The organism is Streptomyces sp. NPDC013157 (genome assembly GCF_042899865.1).
Lineage (GTDB): Bacteria > Actinomycetota > Actinomycetes > Streptomycetales > Streptomycetaceae > Streptomyces.
This window is the reverse complement of record NZ_JBIBAK010000042.1, coordinates 1-2,296: the sequence shown is the minus strand read 5'-3', so window position 1 is coordinate 2,296 and position 2,296 is coordinate 1. Positions and strand designations below refer to the sequence as shown.

Genomic DNA, 2,296 nt, shown 5'->3' with positions numbered 1-2,296 from the left:
CGTCTAGCCCCGGACTTCGCGGGTCACCGTTTCAGGTCTTGTGGCCAGGCCGACCAACTACGGGGCCGCCTCGCGGAAGAGGGCCAGGAGAGCGTGCGCCTGCGGGGCGCCCGCGTCGAAAAATTGCGTGGCCAGTGCGGGTGGCACGGCGGTTCCATGCATGCGGACTTCATGGCAGCTGAAGCAGAACGCCGCCTCGAACAGCGCCAGGTCGAGAGTGTCCGCGTACGCCCGGACGCTCCAGCCCGGCGAGAAGCCGCAGCGGTGCTGCTCGCTGGCGGGCAAGCTCTCGATCAAGGCCAGGGCGTCGGCTGCCTCGCTCCCGATCCAGTGGGCGCCCGCCCTGCCGGGATACGGGGCGCCCCGCGTTGTCGGGAGTTCGGAGATTCTTACGACCTCCAGCAACACAGCGGTGGCTACGGCGTCGGCGGGGAGCTGCATGTACGTAGTCTGCCCGCGCCCAGTACCGGGGCGGTGCACCTGCCGGAAACCATGCTCAGTGGACGGTCGCCTCACGGGCCGGCTGAAGCGCTCAGTCACAGGTCTGTGGCCAGCGGGTTTGTCCGATGTCGGTGTCAAGGAGGTCGAGGAGGTGGAGTTGGACGCCGCGGGTGATCTGGACGGTGGGCGGGTCGGTGACGTTGCCGATCCGCAGGGTGAGTTCGCCGAGGTGGTAGAAGATCATGCGGCCGGTGGGGCGGACGCGGCGGTTGTCGGGGTAGAGGCCGCGCATGGTCTGCTCGGGGCCGAGCGCCATTCTGACCTGCCGCTCGATCAGGCAGAAGACCAGCAGGGCCAGGCAGATGACCTGGATCAGGGCGGCAACGCGCCGGTTGTGCTGCACGAAGACCGGCGCAACCGCGAGCGGGCCCTTGAAGTCGTGGTACCTGCGCTCGACCGTGCCCTGGCCCTTGTAGTGGATCAAGGTGTTCCCGGCGTCCGCCTGATCGGCGGGGACGGACGTCAGCAGTGCGTACCAGCCGTCGACCGCGGCTTCGGCCTTCAGCGCGCCGGTGTCGAAGTGCCAGGCCAGGACCGGGGTGCCGTCCTCGTTGTCGGTGACGGTCCAGCGCAGACAAGAGGTGACGCGGCGCTTGGCGGCGATGACACCGATCCGGGCGACGATCTTCTCCCGGGTCTTGTAGTGGCGTCCGCCCGCCGCAGCGGTGAGCTTGTTCAGGTCCTGGGCGGCCTTGGCCAGGCGTTTGTCCCGGGCAGCCTGCTGGCCGACGGCGTTCGCGGTGGAGTGGACCAGGATCCGCCGCACGGTGAGCGCAGGATCGCTCTTGCGGGGCCCGGTCAGGGTGTGGGTGTCCTCCAGCACGCGGTAGGTCTCGCGCCGCCCGGCGGGCTTGGCCGCCTCCCGGTCCGGCGTCCAGCCCACGACGGTGGCCTGCGCGAGATCGAGAGCGGCGTAGATCTCGTCCTTGACCTGCGTGGCCGGGGCCGGGGCGATGAACTGGACCCCGGCCGCCAGCAGGGCACCCACGTTGGAGTAGGACACCAGCTTGGAGTCGGCGACCATCAAAAAGTCGCGCTCACCGGCCATGGCCCGCAGGTCCTTCATCGCACCGACGACCTGGCTGACCTCGGCCGCACCACCGCCGAAGACCCGGGCATGGAGCGGGATGCCGCCGTCGGCCGACACCGCGAGCCCGGCCTGGACCTGCTTCAGATCGAAGCGCCGGTCCTTGGGATGCCCATAGCCGATGACGGGGAAGTCCTCGTCCTGGCCCTCGACCGGGAAGGCCCCGTGCACGGACATGCTGGTCATGTCCCAGTGCATCCGGGCCACATCGATCCCGAACTCACCGATCGCCCGCGCCCCGACCGTGCCCGCGATGTGCTCCAGATGCGGAGCGATCGCATCCAGTGCCCGGGCCAGACGATCATCGTTGAGCAGACCGGGCTCGATCCCGAAGACCTCTTCCACCGCCCAGCACCTGGCCCAGTCCTCCACCCGCACCAGCGGCGCGGGCGACGTCAGCCGGTTGGCCACCAACGCCTCGATCACCTGCCCGTGCGTCACCAGCGAACTCGCGCCACCAGGACACACCCCGTCGACGATTCCGGCGACATCCAGCCGGCGCAGAAACTCGGCAGCGACAGGCAGAGCGCCCAGACGCTTCTCCACCACGGACGTCACCGCCACTTCAAGGCGCTGACGCTGAGACCGTGGCCGCGGGGACCGGGAAGTCATCGACACACCCCACCCAACGCCACACCCCCGGCCCGGGACACCCCCGGACCGATCACACCATACGAATCAACGACCCGCGAAGTACGGGTCTAGCGT

At 69.3% G+C, this 2,296-nt stretch carries 2 protein-coding genes; both read right to left on the bottom strand.

What is annotated here, in order from left to right; all coding sequences use genetic code 11:
* Nucleotides 1–57 precede the first annotated feature (57 nt).
* The gene (locus tag ACFY6U_RS52125; protein ID WP_390050204.1) at nucleotides 58–441 is read right to left on the bottom strand and encodes a hypothetical protein; all 384 of its coding nucleotides are present in this window, start codon (nucleotides 439–441) and stop codon (nucleotides 58–60) included.
* 91 nt (nucleotides 442–532) lie between these two features.
* Nucleotides 533–2,137: an IS1634 family transposase gene (locus ACFY6U_RS52120; protein WP_390050202.1), complete on the bottom strand. Its 1,605-nt coding sequence runs from the start codon at nucleotides 2,135–2,137 to the stop codon at nucleotides 533–535.
* Nucleotides 2,138–2,296 lie beyond the last annotated feature (159 nt).